This window comes from Micromonospora andamanensis (assembly GCF_016863495.1).
GTDB lineage: Bacteria > Actinomycetota > Actinomycetes > Mycobacteriales > Micromonosporaceae > Micromonospora > Micromonospora andamanensis.
Window position 1 is genome coordinate 44,258 of the sequence record NZ_BOOZ01000015.1, and the last position, 20,511, is coordinate 64,768.

Genomic DNA, 20,511 nt, shown 5'->3' on the forward strand with positions numbered 1-20,511 from the left:
TCACTCGCTCGCGCCGGAGGCCGTGGACAGGCTCCAGAAGTCGGCGTAGCGACCGCCGGAACCGAGCAGCTCGTCATGGCTGCCCTCCTCGACGAACCGGCCATCGTCGACGAAGACGACCCGGTCGGCGCGTTTGACGGTCCGCATCCGGTGCGCGACCATGACCACCGTCCGGCCCGCCATCAGGCGTTCGATGCCGTCGTGGACGGCCGCCTCGTTGACCGGGTCGAGCGCCGAGGTCACCTCGTCGAGCAGCACGATCGGCGCGTCCTTCAGCAGTGCCCGGGCGATCGAGACCCGCTGCCGCTCACCGCCGGACAGGGACGCACCCCCCTCGCCGACGTTCGCGGCCCAGCCACCGGGCAGCCGCTCGACGACCTCGTCCAGCCGCGCGGCAGTCGCCGCCGCCCGCACCTCGGCCTCGCTGGCATCGGGGCGACCGAGCCGCACGTTCTCCTCGATCGTGCCGTCGAACAGGTAGACGTCCTGGAAGACGATGGCGATCTGGGACATCAGCACACCCGTGTCGATCTGCCGTACGTCGACACCGCCCACCCGCACCGCTCCGGCCTCCACGTCGTAGAACCGGGCGATCAACTGCAACAGGGTGCTCTTGCCCGCGCCGGACGGACCGACGACCGCCAGCCGCTGCCCCTGTGGCACCGACAGCGACACGTCGTCGAACACCGTCCGGTCGCCGTGGCGGAACGTGACCCCGTCGAACTCCAGGTCGAACCGCTGCGGTTGGACGGGCTGGGCCGCCTCGGGAAGCGGCTCGGTGCGCAGCACCCTGTCGAGCCGGTCCAGCTCGGCGCGGGCGGTGCGCAGCTTGCCTCCGATGTCGGACAGGGACAGCAGCGGATCCGCGCTGCGGGCGGCGAGCACCAGAATCGCCAGGATCTCCGCGGCCCCGATGTCGCCACCGAGCGCCAGGTAGGTCCCCAGGACCAGCACCGTGGTGAAGACGGCTTGCACGATGACCGTCAGACCGACCGCGCCGGGCAGCACCGACATCGTCTGACGACGGGAGGCCCGCTCGACCCCCTGGAGCGCGTCGTCGAGCAGGCTGAAACGCTCGCCACTGCGGCCACCGGCCCGCAGCACCGGCTGGGCCTGCAGGTACTCGATGACCCGAGCGCTCGCCTCGTTGTTGCGGGCGGCGTTGTCGGCGTCGTTGGCGGCCATCAACCGGGCGGTCCACAGCTGGGTGAGCACCACGAGTGGGGCCGCCACCAGCGCGGCCAGCCCCAGCTGCCAGTTGAACACAGTTATCACGGCCACGATCGTCAACGGCGTCACACAGGCGGAGATGAACGGCCCGAGCAGGTGCGCGGACACCCCCATCGCCGCGAGCAGCCCGCGACTGGCCATGACGGAGACCTCACCGACCCGAGCGGCGTTGTACCAGCCGATGGGCAGCCGGGCCAGGTGCTCGCCGAGGCCGTGGTACATGCCCCGCAGCATCGTGGTGCCGACGCGCATGCCAGACAGGTCGCTGGCGTAGCGCAGGACCGCGTAGACCGCGACGCCGACCCCGAACGCGATGAGCCACGGCCAGGCGTCCGACGGCGTGCTCCCGAACAGGGCCCGCAGCACGGGCACCAGCAGCGCGTAGAGCAGACCCTCCAGTACGGCGGTCACCGTCATCAGGGCGACCGTGCGGCGCATCGGCTTGGCGTACTCGTCGCCGAGCACCCGCAACAACATTCTGATCATCGGGAAAGGTCTCCTTGCAGTACACCACCGCGGGCTTCACTGTCGTCGGCGACCGCCGACTGCTGGGTCCGCCAGAACGCGGCGAACTTTCCGTCCTGGGCGAGCAGGTCGGTCGGCCTGCCCTGCTCGACGACCATCCCGTCCTCGAGCATCACGACAAGGTCGGCGTCGGCGATGGTCTCCAGGCGGTGGGCGATGACCAGGACTGTCCGGTCGCGCAGTGTCGACAGGGTCTGCCGTACCGCCTGGTCGGTCTGCGGATCGGCGAAGGCGGTCGCCTCGTCCAGCACCAGGACGGGGGTGTCGGCGGCCAGCGCACGGGCGATGGCGATGCGTTGCGCCTCACCACCGGAGAGCTTGACCTCCTCGCCGATCACCGTGTCGTAGCCGCGGGGCAGCGCCATGACGCGGTCGTGGATGTGCGCCAGTCGGGCCGCGCTCGTCACCTCGTCGCCTGTCGCGTGCGGGACCGCAAGTGCGATGTTGTCCGCGACCGACGCGCGCAGCAGACGGACGTCCTGCAGGACGAAGGAGACTCGGCGGTAGAGCTCCCGACTGTCGATGTCGCGCAGGTCGACGCCGCCGAGGCGCACCGAACCGGCCGTCGGGTCGAAGAACCGGGGCAGCAGTTGCACGAGCGTGGACTTCCCGCTGCCGGACGGCCCGACCACCGCGGTGAGCGTGCCCGGTTCCAGCAGCAGGTCGACCCCCCGCAGCACCTCGGGGCCGTCGTCGTCGTAGCTGAACCGGACGTCGCGCAGCTCCACCCGGTTGTCCTGCGGGACGGCCGGGCGCGCGGGCTGGGGCAGCGCACCCACCCCGAGGACCTCACGGATGCGGCCCACCGCACGGCCGGCGGCCTGCATGTCGTCGAAGCCGTGGCCGAGGGCCGCGACCGGAGCGGTGAGGCCCAACCCGAGCAGCAGGAAGGGCAGCAGGTCCACCGGGGGCATGTCGCCGGAGGTGATCCGCACCGTGCCGCCGATCAGCACCACCAGCAGCACGAAGGGCGGCGACAGCGCCAGTTGCATGCCAGCGGCGACCGCGGAGACACCCCGCACCCACCGGGTGAAGATGTCGACGAAGTCGTCGGCGGCGGTGAGGAACGTGCGGTGGGCGCGTTCGGAGCCGCCGAACGCCTTGACCACGGCGATGCCCTGCACGAACTCCACGACCGAGGTGGCGATGCGGCCCATCGCCGCGTCAAAGTCCTCCTGCGCGCGGTTACGCGCCGGAGTCATCAGCAGCGGGACGTGCGCGATGGCCAGCACCACGGGGATCAGGGTGATCAGGGTGAGCCGCCAGTCGATGGTCAGCAGGTAGACAAGGGACACGAGCGGCACCACGAAGGCGGAGACCAGCTCGCCGGGAGCGTGGGCGATGAAGGGGTGCACGGCGGCGACGTCGTCACCGACCACCTTCGCCAGCTCACCGCTGCGGCGGCGGGAGAGCCAGCCGATGGGCGCCTGGCCGAGGCTGCGGGCCAGTTCCCGACGCAGCGAAAGCTGCACCTTGCCGTCGAGCACGTGACCGAGACCCGACGACGCGCCGGTGAACACCAGTCGCACGAACAGACCTGTCGCGCCGAGGATCACGGCGGTCCATACGCGGTTAGAATCGACCGGGCCGGGCGACAGCAGCGCGCGCCCCAGCTCGATCACCGCGAACAGCGGCGCCAGCCCCGCGACGGCGCCGATGACCTGAAAGACCACGACGACCGCGAAACTCGGGGCATGAGGACGTAGCAACGGCCCCGTGCTCACCGGCTGCCGTGCCGTGGGAGTGCCTCCCGATGACGGCGTGGACTGCTCTCCTGCCTCAACGGAGTGGGTCGCACTCATCGCTCTCCCGTCCCTATTTTCAAACATGTTCGAGAATTACTGTACCCCGAACCCATCCGCCGAGCTACCGTGAACCGGCAGGCCGCGAATGAACAGCTTGTGGCGCTGGGAGCAGGTCGGTGACCACCAGCGGATCTCCCGGATCCGGGGTGGCGACCTCGGGATAGCCGAGGGTCTCGGTGAGCTCCTTCCAGGCGGTGGCGACGGCCAGGTGACGCTGGCCGCCGCGCAGCGGGTCCACTTTCGCCTCGATCCGTTCGCGCAGGTCGTCGAGGGCGGTCAGCACCCCGTCCCCCCACAGCTCACGCACCACGCCCGACCAGGTGGGTGTCAGCGGTGCGCCCACGTAGTCCCCAGTGGGGCCGAGGACGTCCGACCACCGCGTGTCGGTGTCCGCCGCACCCGCGAGGAAGACGCCTGCCGGATCCGCCGGCGTACGCAGCACCGGGCTCCAGAGCACCGGGCCGTGGGTGTTGGCCAGCAACAGGTTGCCCGCGTCGGTGCCGACGGTGATCCGGTGCAGCAGCAGACTCGTACTGTCGTCGCCCGCCTGCATCCGGTTCTCCACCCGTAGCGTCAGCGGCACACCGGAAACCTGCCCGTCCACGCTTGTCAGCGGCCGGCCGGACCGGTTGCCGACGGCCGACAACGACCATGGCCGCAGCCCGTCGAAAATCTCGGCGAGGATGTCGAGCAGGTCGAAGCAGACCTGCACGGCGCAGATCGCGTCGACGAATACCGGCTGGCGTAACCGGACCAGCGTGCGGGCGGCCGAGATGAACTGCCGGACCGGCTCCACGTGCGGATAGAAGGTGTTGACCACGTACTGGGTGCCGGCACGGCGCGCGGCCCGCAGGCAGTCCGCCAGCTCCGCCGGGTGCACCGGATGCTCCTGCAACACGTGGATGCCCCGGCCGAGCAGCGCCGTGGCCAGCTCGACGCCAGGCCCGCCACCGACCGCTGTCGACACCACCACGCAGGCGGCGTCGACGTCGTCGGGCAGCTCGGCCACTGTGGAGTACAGCGGGACCCCGTACTCCTTCGCCAGGGCCACCGAACGGGTGCTGCCCCGGGCCAGGATGCCGACGAGTTCGAACCGTTCCGGGGCGCGGGCGATGGCCGACAGGTAGACCTGGCCGAACCGCGTTCCGCAGACGACGACCCGCATCGGGCGGGATCGGCCGCTGATCATCGGACCGCCGCCGTCGCCGCCGCGATCACCGTCGCCACGTTCGGCGGCCGGAGACAACTGAAGTGGTCACCGGGGACGTCGATGACCGTCAGCTCACCGAGACAGATCTCCGGCCAGAAGCGGGCCGCCTCGACGCCGGACCCGGGCAGCAGGTCCCGGGGCGCCGTGGGACGAACAAGGGTGATGTCCCCGGCGTAGGGCTCGGGCTGGTGCCCGGCAACGGCCTGAAGGGTCCGCACGAACACGGCCTGGGCCGCCGCGACCCGCGCTGGTCCGCCCCAGGCCGGGTCGCCGTCGGCGACCGCCTGATGCAGCCGTGGGTGTCGCTCGGTGGTGGCGCGCTCCCCGAGGGCACGGAACCGCCCGGCCACCACGGTCAGCCGCTCGTCATCTGTCAGTCGCCCGAGCGCACCTGCCGGAACCACCCCTGGTGAGTCCGCCAGCACCGTCGTGATCGCCTGGTCCACGGCCGCCTCGTCGGCGGGCCAGCCGAGAGCCGCCGGGTCGACGCCGGTGGCGCGCGCGAAGGCGTGGTCCAGCACGAGCCCGTCCTCCACCCGGTACGGGACGCGGTGTCCGGACACGACGGTCAGCCGCACCGTCGCCCCGGCCTCGCTCAGCGCTCTGGCGACCTCCAGGGCGATCGAGGCACCGAGGCAGTAGCCGATCAGTTCGACGTCGTCGAACCCGGCGGCCCGTACCTCAGCGGCGTAGCGTACGGCCAGGTCCTCGACGAGCGTGGCCGGGTCGACATCGGCGATCGCGCCGTCGTCGGCCAGGGCGAGCCCGAACACCGGCCCGCCCGCGCCGAGCCCGGTGGACAATGCCCGCAGCCCGGTCAGTGTGCCGGTGCCGTCGTGCACGAGCAGCCGTACCGGCCCCCGGGCGGCGCCGCCGAGCGGGACAAGTGGTGAGCGTCGAGCCGGCTCGGCCACCACGGGATCCGGCGCGGCGCCCGCCGCCAGTCGCCCGGCCAGACCCGCCACCGTCGGCTCGTCGAGCAGGGCACGCAGCAGGACGTCGAAGGGGAACCGGGCGGCCTCGGGCAACTGTTCGCGCAGTTGCCCGACGAACCGCGCAGCCAGCAGTGAGTTGCCGCCCGCGTCGAAGAATCCCAGCTCCCGACCTGGTGGCTGACCGCCGAGCACGTCGTGCCACAGCTGGGCGACGCGCTGCTCGACGCCCGCCCGGGGCGGCTCGGTACGCCCGTCGGGCGCGGCGGTCGGGGTGGGCGCGGACTCCAGCAACCGCCTGCGGTCGACCTTCCCGTTCGCGGTCAGCGGCAGCGCCCCGACCACGCGTACCCGGGCCGGGACCATGTACGCGGGCAGTCGGTCGGCGACCCAGGCGACGATGTCGGCGGGATCGACGGTGCCGGCCGGTCGCTGCGGTACCACGAACGCGACGAGGGCGCGTTCGAGCACGTCGTCGCCGGCCGCCAGGACCACGCAGGTACTGACCGCCGGGTGCTCGCCGAGCACCGCCTCGATCTCGCCGAGTTCTATCCGGTGCCCCCGGATCTTGACCTGCTGGTCGGCCCGGCCGAGGAACTCGATCTCACCGTCGGGCAGATACCGGCCAAGGTCGCCGGTGCGGTACAGCCGCTCCCCCGTCACCGGGTGGTGGATGAACCGCTCGGCGGTGCGCACCGGGTCGTTGAGGTAACCGTCGGCCAGCCCGACACCGGCGATGAACAACTCGCCGGCGACCAGGTCGGGCCGGTCGCGCAGCGCGGCGTCGAGCACGTGGAACCGTTGGTTGGCCAACGGCAGGCCGTACGGGATGCTGCGCCAGTGCGGTTCGACGGTCCGGATGCGATGGTAGTTCGACCAGATCGCCGCCTCCGTCGCCCCACCGAGGCTTACCAGTTCGGCGTTGGGTAGCTGCCGGGTGGCATGGCCGGGCAGCGACAGCGGGATCCAGTCTCCGGACAGCAGAGCCAACCGCAGGCGCGACAGGTCGGCCGGTTCCACGTCCAGGTAGTGCAGCAGCATCTGCAACTGCGCGGGGACCGAGTTCCACAGCGTGACTTCGTGCGCGGCCACCATCGCCGCCCAGTGCGACGGGTCACCACGACGCGCCGGATCGGGCAGCACCAGCGCGGCACCACGGGCGGGCGGGCCGAAAAGGTCGTAGACGGACAGGTCGAAGCTCAACGCGGCGAGGCCGAGCACCCGGTCGGAGCCGGTGACACCGAACCGTTCGTTTATGTCGTGCACCGTGTTGGCGGCGGCCCGGTGGCTGATCATCACGCCCTTGGGGGTGCCTGTCGAACCCGAGGTGTGCATGACGTAGGCGAGCCCGGTCCGCGCCGGCCCGGGGCCGTCGGGCAGGTCCCCCACCGGCGACAGCGGCGCGTCCGTCACGTCGACGCCGGTGACCTCGGCGGGCAGCGTACCGGCCGGCAGGCCCGCGACGACCGCGAACCGGGCCCCGCTGTCGACGAGGATGCGGTCCCGGCGGACGGCGGGTTGACCGAGGTCCACAGGCACGTACACGCCACCGGCCAGGAGCACGCCGAGCACGCCCACGACCTGCTCACGCGACTTGTCGACGAGGACGCCGACGAGGTCACCCGGCCGGCATCCCGCGCCGCGCAGTCGTTCGGCGACCCCGTGGGCGCGGGCCAGCCAGTCCCCGTAGGTCATCGACCCGACGGCGTCGATGACGGCCACCTGGTCCGGATGCTCGCGGGCGTAGGCGACAAGCGGTTCGTGCAGGAGGCAGTCCGGCACCGGCGCGTCTGTCGCGTTCGCGGCGGTACGACGGGCACGCTGCGCGCTCGGCAGCGGTTGCGGGTCGACAGCCGCCCACGCCTGGTCATCAGCGGCCAACTCGTGCAGCAGGTGCCCGAACGCGGCGAACATGTCGTCGACGAGACGGTCGGGAAAGACGCCCTCCCGGATGTCCCAGTTCATGTCCAGCCCGCCGAACTGGTCGCCCACCTGGCAGTCGATCCACACCTGCGGGGTCTGGCTGATCCCGTACACCGGCCTGGGTTTCCGGCCGACCACCGACGGCTCGCCGCCGCCGACGCCGATGGCGCCGGTGAACACCACGGGCAGCACCGCCGCGGCGTCCCGGCCGCGACGGCGGGCGAGTTCGCGCAGCACCTCCACGCCGCTGAACAGCCGGTGGTCGAGGTCGTCGAAGACCCGCTCACCGAGGGCGCGAGCCCGATCGGCGAAGCTGGTCCGCTCCGGACGTTCCACCGCCAGCACGCTCAGCGAGGTGAAGTCACCGAGCAGGTGGTCGACGTGGGGGTGCAGTGGTATCCGGTTGAGTACCGGCAGCCCGACGCAGAACCGGTCGTTGCCGCTCCAGCGACCGATCGTCTCGGTGTAGGCGGCGAGCACGGCGTTGGCGGGGGTCACGCCGTGCTCGGCGGCGCGGGCCTTCAGCGACCGCCACACCTGGTCGTCGACCGTGGCCGTGAGGCGACGGAACCGAGCCGGCGCGGTGACCGGGTCCTGGTCGTCGCGCAGCGGGAGCGCCGGGGCGCCGGGCAACGTGTCGAGGCGCTCCAGCCAGTACGCCCGGTCCCGGCCGTACCGCTCGGTGTCCCGCAGCCGGCGCTCGGCCAGTACGTAGTCCCGGAAGGTCGCCTCCACCGGGGGCAGGACGCAGTCCGGCTGCCGGTAACGGCTGTCGAGCTCGACGAGCACCCGTTGCAGGCTGAGCCAGTCCAACGCCATGAAGTCGACGGAGACGTGCAGCACGCTGCGGTCGCCGGTCAGGGTGAGGCGCAGCTCGTACATCGGCCGTTCGCCGGTGGGATGCACCCGGTGGGACAGCTCGTCGCGCACCCCGGCGATCGCCTGGCGCACCGCGTCGGCGGACGCCCCGCGCAGGTCGGTCACCGTGATGCCGGTACGCGGTGGCGCGGGCAGCACGCGTTGGGAGCCGTCCTCCTGGATGACCGTACGCAGGGCGTCGTGACGGCGGACCAGGCCGTCCCACGCCTGCCGCATCCGCTCCGGGTCGATCTCCGCCGGGTACTCGAACTCCTGGTAGAGGTGACAGGAGACGCCACCGTAGGCGAAGGCGGGGTTGCGTCCGAACAGGTAGGCCGACTGGATGTCGGTGAGCGGGAAGGGCGCGTCGCGCTCCTCCGGCTGGTCCACCCAGACCGGGTCGGAGTCCTGGCGGGCGCTGTCTGTGGTGTCGGACATGCTGGCGAGCAGCTCGGCCTTGCTGCCGCGCAGCCGGGCCAGGAGTTCGTCGGTCATGCTGCCACGGGGAGCCCGGAAGCGCAGCTGCTGGCCCTCCCGCCAGACCTGGATACCGGCGCTGGCGAACTCGTCGAGCAGGTCGCTGGCGCTCACACCGCACCCTCTTCGAAGTCCTCGGCGGTGTCCCAGCCGGCCGGTCTCGGCTCGCCCGTCGCGTCCCGCAACTCGTCGATGAGCACGCTCAACCCGGCCACCGTGGCCAACCGCATGACGTCCCGCATGGGCAGGTCGACGCCCCACACCCCGCGTACCTCGGCGACGAAGCGGGTGGCGAGCAGGCTGTCGCCGCCGAGCCGGAAGAAGTTCTCGTCGCGGCCCACCGCGTCCAGGCCGAGCAGCTTGGCCCAACGTTCGGCGACGAACGCCTCGGTGCCGCCCCTGGGCGGGGCGCCCACATCGCGAGGTCGGTCGACCGCCTGTTCGAGAACCGTCTGGATGCGTCGCCGGTCCACCTTGCCGTTTGCGCTGAGCGGCAGCGCGGGCAGTACGGCGACATGGGCCGGCACCATGTGCTCGGGCAGCCGGGCCTCGGCCCACCGGCGCAGCCCGTCCGGGTCGACTCCGGCCGCCGTCGCGGGTCGGTCCGCGGTCAGCAGGATCTCGCCGGTGGCCTCGGTGCGCAGCACCCGTACCTCGCCCAGCCCCGCCGCGACCAACGCCCGCGTCCAGCGGTCGGGGCCGTGCAGCCAGCCCGCCCGCGCGGCGTCGTCGAGCCGGCCCGCGCGCGCCTCCAGCGGCAGGGCGCTCACCAGCGCCAGCGGCGTCGGGTGGGCGCGTTCGATCAGGTACAGCCGGCCGCCGGCGGCGAGCAGCAGCCCCATGGAGGCCGCCGCGGTCTCCGGGTCGGACATCCGGTGCAGCACGTTGTTCGCCACCACGGCGTCGAAGGCGTGCACGTGCGGCGCGGCCAGCACGTCCGCACCCTGCACCGCCACCCGGACGCGGTGGCCGTGTTCCCGCAGCAGCGTCTCGGCCTTGGCCAGCGCCGGCCGCGCAGCCCCGAGCAGCGTGTACTCGACCGGGGCCCCGGACAGCGCCGCCAGCAGCCGGGCCGCGCCACGACCGCTGTCGCTCTGCCACTCGGCCACGGCCGCCGGCGCGGTGCCGCCACGCTCCCGCAGGTCGTGCGCGACGGCGGCGAGACACTCGGCGGTGGCCGGCATCAGGTCGTTGAGCGCCTCCGGGGCCAGCACCGGGTCGTCCAGCAACGCGGTGGCGTCGGCGTCACCGGACAGGATGGCCGTGTAGAGCGGCGCGGCCCACTCCAGGGTGGCCGAGACGGCCGCCAGCCGGGTGCCGAGGGTGCTCTGCCGGACCCGCTCGGCCCATCTCGCGTCCGTGACCTCGGTCCACCTCGGTCCGGGCGCGTACCCGTCGGCCGGGCCGGACAGCACGTCGCGGTGCGCCAGGTAGTCGAGCCAGACGTCCACGACCGGTCGTTGCGGGACGCAGACGGTGAACGGTGTGCTCCCCGGCTCGACAAGCGGTGCGACGACCTCGGCCAGCAGCACCTCCACCAGCTGGTGTTCGAGCAGCAGCGGGTCGTCCCCGGTCGCCGGGCCGGTCACCGGCGGCAGGAACTCGTCGCCCGGCCGTCCGGCGGCGGGCTCGACGACCGGGAGGTCGGAATCGGGCGTCGACGATCGCTCGACCACTGCGGCGACCACCTCGCGGCGACCCTCGTTGACGACGACGGCGACAGCCTGAGCGACAGTGGGGTACGCCTGCAGGCAGGACTCGATCTCGCCGAGTTCGACCCGGAAACCGTTGATCTTGACCTGGTGGTCGAGGCGACCGAGGAACTCCAGGTTGCCGTCGGGCCAGTAACGGCCCAGGTCGCCGGTGCGGTACCAGCGCTCGCCGGCCACCAGCGGGAAGCGGGCCGCGCTCAGGTCGGCATCGCCCCGGTAGCCCAGCGCCACCCCCGCGCCGCCGATCCACAGCTCGCCGGGCACCCAGTCGGGGCAGTCCCGGCCACGGCTGTCCACCACGCGGAACTTCTGGTTACGCAGCGGTGTGCCGTACGGGATCGACCGCCAGCCGGCGGACACCTCGACGACCTCGAACGCGTTCGACCAGATCGCCGCCTCGGTGGCACCGCCGAGTGAGATGAACCGGCAACGTCCGTCGGTCGCTGCGGCCAGCCTGCCGGGCAGGTCCAGCCCGATCCAGTCGCCGGAGAGCAGGGCGAGGCGCATCGTGCCCGGAAGCTGGGCGTCGTCGGCGGCGGTGAGCAGCATGTCCAGCAGGGCCGGAACGGTGTTCCAGACGGTCACCGCGTGCTGGCGGCACAGCGAAAGCCACTCGGTGGCGTCGCGCCGACCCGACTCCGGCACCAGGACCGCGGCACCGCCCACCGCGAGCAGCCCGAAGATGTCCCACACCGAGAGGTCGAAGTCCAACGCGGACACCGCCAGCACACGGTCGGCCGGACCGAGGTCGAACCGTTCGTTGATGTCCTCGACGGTGTTGACCGCCGCGCGATGGGTGAGCTCGACACCCTTGGGCAGGCCGGTCGAACCCGACGTGAAGATCACGTACGCGGGGTCGTCGGGGTCGGCGGCGACCGGAGCGGCAAGCGGCTCGGCCTGCTCGGCGGCCTCGATGGTGAGGATCTCGGCAGCCACCCCGGTCGGGCTCAACAGTCCGCTGCCGTCGAGGACGACCCGGGCGCCGCTGAGGTCGAGGATCCGGGCGCGTCGCTCGGCCGGCTGGTCCACGCCGATCGGGACGTACGCCGCTCCGGCGGCGAGCACGCCGAGCACCGCCACGATCTGCGGTACGCCCTTCGGGGCCAGCACGGGCACGTACGATCCACGACCCACACCGCGTCCGGCCAGCGCCCCGGCGACCCGCAGGGCGCGCGCGGCGAGTTCGTCGTGTGACAGCGACTCCTGCTCGCCCCAGAGCAACGCGGGTCGCCGGGCCCGCTCGTCCGCCTGGGCGAAGAACCGCGTGTGCAGGAGATTGTCGGTCATCGCGCGGGTGGACGAGTTGACCGCCGCGCGGGTGCGCCGCGTCGCCGTGGGCAGGTCGATCTCCGGCACCGCGCTCGTCCACGCACCGGCCAGCAGGCCGCGGACCAGCGTCTCGTACGCGGCGAGCATCGCGTCCAGCATGCCGTCGGGAAAGAGCGCCTCGACGGCGTCCCACACCAGGCGTACGGTGCCGTCGCTGGTGCGGTAGATCTGGTGGTCGAGCCAGATCTGCGGGGTCTGGGAGATCATCCACGTCGGCTCACCGAAGCGGGCCGCGAACTCCTCGGGGATCAGCGGAGCCGACAGGTCCACGGAGAACACCACTGGCGCGGTGCGGGGCGACTCCGGGTCGGCGCGGGTGAACTCCCGCAGCACGTCGACGCCGGTGTAGGCGGCGTACCCGATGTCCTCGTGCATCTGCTTCTGCACCGTGCGCGCGCGGCCGGCAAAGCTGTCGCCGGAGAGGTCGACCTCCAGCAGCACCAGACCGGAGAAGTCGCCCACCAGGCGGGGCATCTCGGGATGCACGTCCAGGTCCCGGTCGAACAGCGGGAGGCTGAGCAGGAAGTGCTCGTCCCCGCTCCAGCGACTCAGGACCGTGGCGTAGGCGGTGGCCAGCACCGCCGCGGGCGTCAGTCCCGCCTCGCCCGCCCGGCGTTCCAGGGCCTGCCACTCGGGCACCGTGAGGTCGAAGAAGCGACGGGCGAAACGCTGGACGGTGACCGCCTCCGGATCGACCGCCAGGGGCAGCTTCGGGCCGCCGGGCAGCGTCGGCAGCCGCCGCTGCCAGTACGGGCGGGCCCGCTCCCGCTCGGCGGCCCGGGTACCGGCCTGCTCGGCGAGGTACCTGCCGAAGGTGTAACCGACCTCGCCGAGGGCCGCCGGATCGTCGTAGAGGACGACCAGGTCGGCGAGCATCACCCGGAAGCTGGCCAGGTCCACGGCCAGCAGGTCGATGTTGAAGTGCAGCCGGTCCACCCCACCGGGCAGCCGGGTGAGCAGCACATCGACCACCTCGCCGCGACCGACCTCCAGGATGCGGTGGGAGAGCCGGTCGCGCAGTTCCAGCGCGGCGGTCGCCGCCTCGTCGGCGGGGCGGTCGCGGAAGTCATGCACGGTCAGCCCGGGCCAGGGGGACTCCGGCAGGATCTGCTGGGTGGCGTCGTCGTCGAACCGGGCCCGCAGCATCGGGTGACGCGCCAGCAGCGCCCGGACAGCCCGTTCGAGTCGCTGCGCGTCCACACCTGTCGAGTCGAACTCGAGGTAATTGTGGCAGCCGACACCGCCGAGCGCGTGATCGCCCGAGCGACCGAACAGGTACGCCTGCTGCACCGGAGTCAGCGGGAAGGCCCGATCCGGATCGTGCCGGGCGGCGTCGACCGCCGGCCGAGTGGGTGCCGTGGACTCGGTCGCAGTCACGCCGGTGCCGACAAGCCCGACCCACGCGGACAGTCGCGGGTCGGCGGCCAGCTCGGTGAACGTCACCTCGGCGCCCGCGCCGTTGAGCCGGCTGGTCAGTCGCATCAGGTGCAGGGACTGCAGCCCCAGTTCGAACAGGTTGCTGTCGTCGTCCGCTGTGGTCAGCTCCATGCCGAGCAGGTCGGACACCGCAGCGCGCAGGCCGTCCCGATCCGTCCCGGTGCCGCAGTCGGTGTTTTCCGATAACATTCTCAAGCTCCCTTGCGCGCTATCGACTCCCGCTGCGGAATGTTCGGTTCGAAATACGTCGACGGGCGGGGCGCGAGATTGATGTCAGGCAACTGGCTACATCAGCGCCGGCGCCTGGCCCGACCCTAACAGCAGCCCGCAGCACCGAGCAATCTGTCGCCGCCCGATGGGTGGCTGTGAATATCGTGGACGATGCCGTGAGAAGTACACATCGGTTGTCGGACTACTCGTCGAGCCCTATCAGTTCGGTAAGGGAATCGCCCAGCATTGTTCCGGGGACGCCGAGATCGAAGGCCAGATCGAAGTGGTTGCGCGACGGCACGACGAGGTCGACCACGCGGCTGCCGCAGGCTCGGACGGCCTCGACGAACTCCGCCTGCTGCCGGCCGAACTCGTCGGTCTCGTTCTCGCCCCGCGCGACGACAAGTGGTGGCAGCACCGCCGGCAGCCGGCGCATCGGGCTGTAATCACGCGCGGTCCCCGGATCCAGCCCGAGCGCCCGGTTGACATAGGTCCGGCGGACCGGCTCCAGGTCGTAGACGCCGCTGAGCAGGATCGCGCCCGCCACCGCCCGGTCGGGACGGTCGCCGTCGCGCTGCCCACCGGAGGTGTCGAGCAACGCCATGACGGCCAGGTGCGCGCCCGCAGAGCACCCGCTGAGGTAGACCGACCGGGGGCTCGCCGGCAACTGACAGGCGTTTCGGCAGATCCAGCGAACTCCCTCGGCGACCATGTCGACGATCTCCGGCAGTCCGTACGTGGGCGCCAGGCCGTAACCCAGCGCCGCGACGGAGATGCCGCGCGGCACCAGGTCCAGGGCCATGAAGGACGATTCGAGTCGGCTCAGCTCCTGCCAGTACCCGCCGTGGATGAACACCAGTAACGGGCCGCCCGGCCGGGCCGCGGGGAAATAGTCGAGCAATTGCTCGGGTCGCGGTCCGCAGCGTACGCCCGAAAGCACGTCGAGCCGGTCCCGCGCCTGTGCGCTACGTTCGGCGTACTCGCGTAGGAAAACGTTTATGTCGGCGACGCGGGAACTCGGCGAGTACTGAATGTCCAGGGCTCGTTGGTCGTACGTCAGATACACGTCACTTCGCTTCCGGTGCCGAAACGGTCGCTGCTGGGCCCGTTCCGTCTCCCCGGCGGCCGGCCGCCGGGGAGACGGAACGGACGACTGTCACGCGTTGGCGCGCATCGCGGCGAAGTACTGGTTCTGGGTGGGCAGTTCCTGCACCAGCTTCTCGGCCTTGAGCCGGATGCGCTCGAACTCCGCAAGCGCCGCCCGCTCGTCGGCCAGCTCGACGGCGGGCGAGTGCCGCACGTCGATTCCACCCGTGCCCAGCAGGATGCAGTTGTACGAGTACGGCGGCAGACCGTGGTAGTGCGGGTAGATCGACTCCGAGTCCGGCACCTTGTGCTGCCAGATCTCGATCCGCTCCGCGAGGGCGTCGGGGATCACCCGGGTCTTGGTGTCCTTCCAGTACTGGTTGTCGACCCGCTTCGCACCCCGGTAGTGCAGGCAGAGGAACTCACGTACACCGTCCATGACGTGGGTGACGGACCTGTTGTACTGCTCGCGCAGCAGGTCGTCGCCGCGCCCGGACGGGAAGTACTTGACCATCTGCTCGATGGCGTGGTGGATGAAGAAGATGCCCGTCGACTCCAGCGGCTCGACGAAGCCGCTGGACAGGCCGACCGCGACGCAGTTCTTCACCCACGACCGACGGCTGCGGCCGATACGCATCCGGATGTGGTTCGCGGGCACGTCGGCCGCCTCGGGGCCGACGAACTCGCGCAGCACCCGCTCGGCCTCCTCCGGGGTCGCGTAGTCGCTGGCATAGACGTAGCCGGTGCCGATCCGACTGATCAGCGGGATCGTCCAGATCCATCCGGCGTCCTGCGCGGTAGCGGTCGTGCACGGCCGCAGCGGCTTGCGGTCCATGTCCAGCGGCACCTGGAGCGCGACAGCGCTGTCGTTGGGCAGGGTGTCCTGGTAGGACACGAACGGCTCGCCGAGGGCCTTGTTCAGCAGCAGCGCCCGGAAGCCGGTGCAGTCGACGAACAGGTCACCGGCGATCTCGCCGTGCTCGGCGGTACGCACGTGCGAGATGAACCCCTGATCGTCGAGCGCCACGTCGACGACGTTGTCGACGACGTGCTTGACGCCCCGCTCGGTGGAGTAGCCGGTCAGGAACTTCGCCAGCAGGTGCGCCTCGAAGTGGTACGCGTAGGGAATCTGCGCGCCCTGGTACTCCGCGATCGTCGACCGGGCCGACGTCTCGTCGTGGGTCTGCTCGACGAAGCCCTGGTCGACCAGGCTGCCGTCCAGATACCGGGGCGACCGCTCGGCATCGCACAGCGACGCCATGACGAAGCAGTCCTTGTCGAACCGCGACGTGGTCGGGTAGCGCAGCCACCAGTCACTGAGCGGGAACCCGTCGACGGAGGCCATCTGCTCGAACGGGTGGTAGAAGTGATGGCCCGGCTCGCGCCAGTTCTCGAACCGGACGGCCAGCTTGTACGTGGCGTTACAGGCGGGCATCCACTCGGACTCCTCCAACCGCAGGAACTCGAAGAAGTGCCGGATGTCGCTGAAGGTGGCCTCGCCGACCCCGATCGTGCCGACGGTGGCCGATTCGACGACTGTCACGTCGACCCGTTTACCGAAGGCGGCCGCCAGGTACGACGCTGTCATCCAGCCGGCCGTCCCGCCACCGACGATGACGACTCGCCGTGTCCTGCCGGGGTCGCGCGTGTTCTTGGCGGCGGCACCACTGACAGTCATTGCGGATCCTCCTTGTACCCGATAACCCGGGACTCGACGAATGTGTCTGCTTCGGCTCAGTTCTGGTGGACCCCGCCACCGACGACTGGCGCGAAGACCTCCGGGAACAACGTCCGCTCGGTCGACCGCCACAGGTAGGCGGCCCCGGCCGAGCCGGCCGTGCCGCGTCCCTCGCCGATGAACTGCTCAGCCAGCTGGGCGTGCCGGGCACGCCACGACCGCACCGCGTCGTCGAAGGCCGCCAGCGCGTCGCGGACCCGCTCGACCGGGGCCAGGTCACCGTCGGCCCGGGCACGGTCGCGGTACTCGACGAAGGCGGACGACAGCGACTGCTCCTCGCAGCGGGCAACCAGCCGGGCCCGCTCCCCGGCGGTGAACCCGGGGGTGTTGAGGAATCGACGGTCCCGGGCTCCGCACAGGAACTCGATCTCCCGATACTGGGCGGACTGGAAGCCGCTCGACGAGCCGAGGGTCGCCCGGATCTCGTCGAACGACTCGGGTGTCAGCGTGCTCAGGACGTCGAAGTGTCCGCTGAGCACCCGCATGGCCGCCGGCAGTCGCCCGATGTGGTCGGTGGCGACGTCCGCCTGATCGCGGTTCAGCGCGTCCCGGGCGGACTCGACGTGCCGCAGGATGACCGCGAACCACAACTCGCACGCCTGGTGGGCGGCGAAGAACAGGGTGCGGTCCGGCTCGTCGCGTACGCAGGCGATCTCGAGCAGCTCGTCCAGTCTGAGGATCTCCCCGTACGCGCGGTCGCGCCGGATGTCCGTCGGATTGGTCATCGGTGGACAGGCCTCCTCAGCAAGGTGCCCGGGCGGTGGCTCAGCGGTGCTGGAGCTCACGCCGCCCCGCGCGCAGGGCACTCTTGTCGATCTTGCCCACGGGCGTACGCGGCAGGTCCGGCACGACGACCAGCTCGTCGGGCAGCTTGTACGGCGCCAACCCACGGTCGCGGATGTGCTCCCGGATCGCGCGCAGCGTCGGCGGCGTCCCCGCCTCCTCCGCTTCGGCGGTGAGCACCACGAACACGCAGATGCGTTCGTCGATGGCGTCATCCGGGATGCCGACGACAGCGGCGTCCCGCACCGACGGGTACGTCAACACGTGGCCCTCCACCTCCTCGGCCGAGACCTTCTCGCCGAAGTGGTGGATGATGTCCTTGAGCCTGCCCTCGATGACGATGCGCCCGTCCTCGGTGAGCTTGGCCAGGTCACCTGTGCGGTAGAACCCGTCGGCGGTGAACGCCCGCCGGTTGTGCTCCGGCGCGGCGAAGTAGCCCCGGATCGTGTACGGGCCACGGGTGAGCAACTCGCCTGTCACCCCGGCCGGGAGCGTACCGTCCTCGGGGTCGACGATCTTCACCTCGTCGTCCGGGCAGATCGGCGTGCCCTCGGTGGTGTAGACCACTTCCAGCGGATCGTCGAGACGCGTGTGGGTGATCAGCCCCTCGCCGATGCCGTAGACGTTCATGAGGCGGCACCGCAGGCCCGAGCTGACCCGTTGGGCCGCGGTCGGGCCGAACTTCGAGCTGCCCACCTGGATGGTCATGCCGCTCATGTCGACAGGCATGCTCTGCGCCGCCTCGGTCCACAGCAGCGCGAGTGCCGGCACCAGAGCGGTGTGGGTGACGCCCTCCCGACCGATCAACGGGAAGACGTGGTCCGGGCTCGGGTTGGCGGCCAGGACCGCCTTTCCGCCGACGAGCAACGCGCCCAACACGCCGGGACAGCCGAGCGCGGCGTTGTGCGGTACGGGGTTGGCCGCGAGGTAGACGCTCTCCGCGCCGAATCCGGTCACCTCGGCGCAGGCGAAGATGTTGTAGGCGTAGTCGTCATGGGTGCGGGGGATCAACTTCGGCACCCCCGTGGTGCCGCCGGAGAGCAGCAGCAGTGCGATCTCGGCGGCGTCGACCGGCGGCAGTTGTCGCGGCTCGGACCTGGCCAGCTCGGCAAGCGAGGTGAACTCGGCGCTGTCGCCGGCGATCACGACGTGCCGCACGCTCGGCACGTCGGCGCGGAGCTGACGGGCCAGCGCCCGGTGGTCGAACCCCTGGAAGCGGTCCGGTCCGAGGTAGGCCACCGCGTCCGAGGCGCGGGCCAGGTGGGTGATCTCGTCGCGGCGGTGACCGGGCAGGGCCAGCACCGGAATCGCGCCGATGCTGAACACCGCCAACAGGACTGACAGGAACTCGTTCACGTTGGGCAGGTGCAGGACCAGACGGTCGCGGCTGCCGATGCCGAGATCGAGCAGACCTGCGGCGATCCGGTCGGTCTCGTCCGCCAGCTCCGCGTAGGTGACGCGGCGGGTGGCGTCCACCGCGGCCACCTTGTCCGGATGACGGCGGACACTGTCGTCAAAGAGCTGCCGAAGGGACAAACCTCGCCAGTAACCGGCACGTCGGTAGCGCTCGGCGACGTCGGGCGGCCAGGGCACGAACCCGTCCAGCATCTGTGTGTCCTCCTTCGGTGCGGCAATACCAGATTCCGGTAGCAGCCCAAAGGCCGCGTCGCACCCGACAGAGCCTTGACAGATTGTCCGGATGATCGAGCGGACTCGGTGACGCTCGATGTCGTGAGCCGAACACGGAGATCCAACCGGAGGTGGGTCCGGACGCTCACCAGCGTCGACGACCCCACCGCACGGCTGGTCTGCTTCCCGCACTCCGGAGGCACGGCGGCGGTCTACCGCCCCTGGTCCGCTGCGCTGCCCGCCGGTGTCGCGCTACACGCCGTGCAGTACCCGGGCCACGCCGACCGGCTGGCCGAGGATCCCGTCACCAGCATCGCCGAGATGGCGACCCAGGTGGCCGCAGAGCTGCTTCGGCTGCCGCCCACCCGGTACGCGCTGTTCGGACACAGCCTGGGCGCGCTCGTCGCCTACGAGACGGCGCGGGTGCTGCGGGACCACGGCGATCCCGTGCGGCACCTGTTCGTCTCCGGCGCGGCCGGGCCCTGGCTGGCCGGCGGCGGGACCACCCACCAGCTCGACGACGAGGACCTGTGGTCGGCAGTGACGAAGCTCGGCGGGATCGAGCCGGACATCGCCGACGAGCCCGAACTACGCGACCTGCTGCTGCCAGTGCTCCGATCGGACATCACCGTGCACGAGACCTACCGCCCCGCGCCGGACGCCGCCCCGTTGGGCTGCCCCGTGCGCGGCTACTACAACACCGACGACCCGCTCGTCGACGCCGACCGGGTCGCCGGGTGGGCCGGGGTGAGCAACGCCGCGTTCAGCATGCGTGCCTGGCCGGGCGGCCACTTCCAGTTGCTCGCCCACCCGGACGAGCTGGTCGCCGACATCGTGGCGGCCCTGACGGCAGGCGGTGTGCGACGGTGACGCTCGACGGCAGGTCGGTCGTGGTCACCGGCGCCGGCACCGGAATCGGCCTGGGAATCACCGAGTGCCTGGTGAAGGCGGGGGCCAACGTGACGATCGTCGGCCGCCGCGAACAACAGTTGCGGGCGCTGGCGGACCGGTACCCGTCCGCCGTGGCGGTCGTGGCCGCGGACGTCCGTGCCCCGGACACCGCCGACCGGGTCGTCACGGTCGCCGCCGAAACCTTCGGCGGCCTCGACGCGGTGGTCAACAACGCGGGCCTGGCCCGGTTCGGTCCGATCGAGACACTCGATCCGGCGCACCTCGACGAGATGTTCGCGGTGAACGTCCGGGCGCCCGCCGACCTGATCCGGTGCGGGGTGCCGCTGCTGCGGGCCAGCAGGGGCAGCATCGTCAACGTCTCCTCGGTCGGCGGCGTCCTGTCGATGCCCGGACGGGCCTACTACGGCGCGACCAAGGCGGCGCTGAACAGCCTCACCCGGTCCCTGGCCCGCGAACTCGCACCGGACGTACGGGTGAACGCCATTCTGCCGGGGCCGGTGGACACACCGTTGTGGACCGGAACCGGGCTGGACGACACAGGCATCGAGCGGCTCCGGACCGACCTGGTCGCGTCGACCCCGATGGGGCGTTTCGGAGACCCCGCCGAGATCGGCCAGTGGGTCTGCACGCTCATCGACCCGGCGCTGTCGGGCTGGGTCACCGGCGCGCTGATTCCGGTCGACGGCGGTCGCACCGCATGAGACCTGCCCAGTCA

At 71.3% G+C, this 20,511-nt stretch carries 11 protein-coding genes; 2 read left to right on the forward strand and 9 right to left on the reverse strand.

Annotated elements, in window-relative coordinates; genetic code table 11:
- From Van01_RS15120 to Van01_RS15160, 9 genes are all read right to left on the reverse strand, one after another.
- The gene (locus tag Van01_RS15120; RefSeq protein WP_204007310.1) at nucleotides 1-1,716 is read right to left on the reverse strand and encodes an ABC transporter ATP-binding protein; all 1,716 of its coding nucleotides are present in this window, start codon (nucleotides 1,714-1,716) and stop codon (nucleotides 1-3) included.
- Nucleotides 1,713-3,428 carry an ABC transporter ATP-binding protein gene (locus Van01_RS15125; protein WP_204007312.1) on the reverse strand — a complete coding sequence of 572 codons (1,716 nt, stop codon included), beginning with the start codon at nucleotides 3,426-3,428 and terminating at the stop codon, nucleotides 1,713-1,715. Before Van01_RS15125 ends, Van01_RS15120 begins: the two co-directional genes overlap by 4 nt.
- 193 nt (nucleotides 3,429-3,621) lie before the next feature.
- A complete protein-coding gene (locus Van01_RS15130; protein WP_204007314.1) occupies nucleotides 3,622-4,749 on the reverse strand; it encodes a Gfo/Idh/MocA family oxidoreductase in 1,128 nt (375 codons plus the stop codon).
- On the reverse strand, nucleotides 4,746-9,074 hold the full coding sequence (locus tag Van01_RS15135; protein WP_204007317.1) for a non-ribosomal peptide synthetase: 4,329 nt from the start codon (nucleotides 9,072-9,074) through the stop codon (nucleotides 4,746-4,748). The genes Van01_RS15130 and Van01_RS15135 overlap by 4 nt, the downstream gene beginning before the upstream one ends.
- Entirely contained in the window at nucleotides 9,071-13,627 is a 4,557-nt protein-coding gene (locus Van01_RS15140; protein WP_204007319.1) for a non-ribosomal peptide synthetase, read from the reverse strand. Before Van01_RS15140 ends, Van01_RS15135 begins: the two co-directional genes overlap by 4 nt.
- Before the next feature lie 223 nt (nucleotides 13,628-13,850).
- Complete coding sequence (locus tag Van01_RS15145; protein WP_204007321.1) at nucleotides 13,851-14,714, reverse strand: alpha/beta hydrolase; 864 nt, start codon at nucleotides 14,712-14,714, stop codon at nucleotides 13,851-13,853.
- 90 nt (nucleotides 14,715-14,804) lie between these two features.
- Entirely contained in the window at nucleotides 14,805-16,412 is a 1,608-nt protein-coding gene (locus Van01_RS15150) for a tryptophan halogenase family protein (RefSeq protein WP_204007323.1), read from the reverse strand.
- Nucleotides 16,413-16,468: 56 nt separating this feature from the next.
- Entirely contained in the window at nucleotides 16,469-17,197 is a 729-nt protein-coding gene (locus Van01_RS15155; protein ID WP_204007324.1) for a tryptophan 2,3-dioxygenase family protein, read from the reverse strand.
- Nucleotides 17,198-17,237: 40 nt separating this feature from the next.
- Nucleotides 17,238-18,863 carry a (2,3-dihydroxybenzoyl)adenylate synthase gene (locus tag Van01_RS15160; RefSeq protein WP_204007327.1) on the reverse strand — a complete coding sequence of 542 codons (1,626 nt, stop codon included), beginning with the start codon at nucleotides 18,861-18,863 and terminating at the stop codon, nucleotides 17,238-17,240.
- Between the two features lie 123 nt (nucleotides 18,864-18,986).
- Between Van01_RS15160 and Van01_RS15165 the strand changes: the two genes are divergently transcribed.
- Together Van01_RS15165 and Van01_RS15170 are read left to right on the forward strand one after the other, a co-directional pair.
- The gene (locus Van01_RS15165) at nucleotides 18,987-19,754 is read left to right on the forward strand and encodes a thioesterase II family protein (protein ID WP_204007329.1); all 768 of its coding nucleotides are present in this window, start codon (nucleotides 18,987-18,989) and stop codon (nucleotides 19,752-19,754) included.
- Nucleotides 19,751-20,497 carry an SDR family NAD(P)-dependent oxidoreductase gene (locus Van01_RS15170; protein ID WP_204007331.1) on the forward strand — a complete coding sequence of 249 codons (747 nt, stop codon included), beginning with the start codon at nucleotides 19,751-19,753 and terminating at the stop codon, nucleotides 20,495-20,497. The genes Van01_RS15165 and Van01_RS15170 overlap by 4 nt, the downstream gene beginning before the upstream one ends.
- Nucleotides 20,498-20,511 lie beyond the last annotated feature (14 nt).